Annotated in this window: 2 protein-coding genes; both read right to left on the bottom strand. The window is 49.5% G+C overall.

The window, feature by feature from the left end:
* Positions 1–105: 105 nt before the first annotated feature.
* Positions 106–690, bottom strand: a complete 585-nt coding sequence (locus R7035_RS25625) for a DUF3157 family protein (RefSeq protein WP_015297516.1) — start codon at positions 688–690, stop codon at positions 106–108.
* 25 nt (positions 691–715) lie between these two features.
* The coding region (locus tag R7035_RS25630) for a potassium transporter TrkG (protein WP_318146370.1) at positions 716–1158 on the bottom strand (443 nt) is incomplete at its 5' end.

The raw sequence follows: 1158 nt of genomic DNA on the forward strand, positions 1-1158 counted from the left end.
ACTTCTTCGCGATTTATTACTTTGTCGAGCCTATCTAAATTTAGCGACCTAAGCCTCACGCGTCAGCGTGGCAAGATACGCTCGACAAAGAATATCAGACCCGTATTAGCGAGTTTTCACTTCTAACACTTTGGCAGAAAACTGGTACTGCTGAGATTGCGGCACTGCCAGTTTAATGCTCTTACCTTGTTCTGCTTGCTGTGGCCTCAGGTAGGTATCCGCCATTCGTTTGATGGATTGCCAAACCGTGACCTTTTCTTTCGCCAGTTGCTTGCCAGACATATCAAACACTTGTACCTCAACCTCCACCTGAATGACAGATTGAGAGCTTTGGTTGGTGATAGACGTTGGCAGTACCAGTTCACCACCTTCGTAGCTCGCAGAGCCAATCAGTACGTCAACCCCTGAGTCTGACAACTGCATGGTTGGCTTTTTCGCGTTCACAACCACGGTTGTGCCGACGGTTTTTGTTACGACCGGAATTGTCGCAATCGCAGGAGCTGCGACAGTTTCAACCGCGCTTGTTGTGGTTTGGGCTACGGCCTCTTTTGGCGCAGAACTTGTCATCACGTATTCCCAAGTAAAGTCATCGTTCAACTTCACTTCTCGACCGTCGGCTAAAGTGACGACTTCAGCGGCGTAGGCGGATGAGGTGGCGAGTAGGGTCGCCAGAGTGATCCATGTTTTCATTGTCATACCTTTTATTTGTGTCTGCTTAACGGCGCCAAAACGCAGGGAAGAACAGTACAAGAATAGTCAGAATCTCCAAGCGGCCCATCAACATACCAAAGCTTAGAAGCCATTTAGCGGCATCTGGTAGTGGCGCGAAGTTACCGGTTGGGCCGATCACGCTACCCATGCCAGGACCCACGTTGGCAACGGCGGTGATTGAGCCAGAAATGCTGGTCACGGGATCAAGACCAAGGGCACTTAAACAGCCAGCGATAAAGATGATGGTGATAAAGAACATCAACCCAAACGCCACCACAGAGCGCACGATGTCGTCGTTCACAGGACGTTGGTTGTAACGTTGCACGAAAACGCCGGATGGATGAATCAGTTTCATGATCTGTTTGTTCAATAGCGTCATAGCAATTTGGAAACGGAAGATTTTAATTCCGCCTGCGGTTGAGCCAGAACATGCCCCTGCCATCATTA

The organism is Vibrio sp. 1731, assembly GCF_033339955.1.
GTDB classification, from domain to species: domain Bacteria; phylum Pseudomonadota; class Gammaproteobacteria; order Enterobacterales; family Vibrionaceae; genus Vibrio; species Vibrio alginolyticus.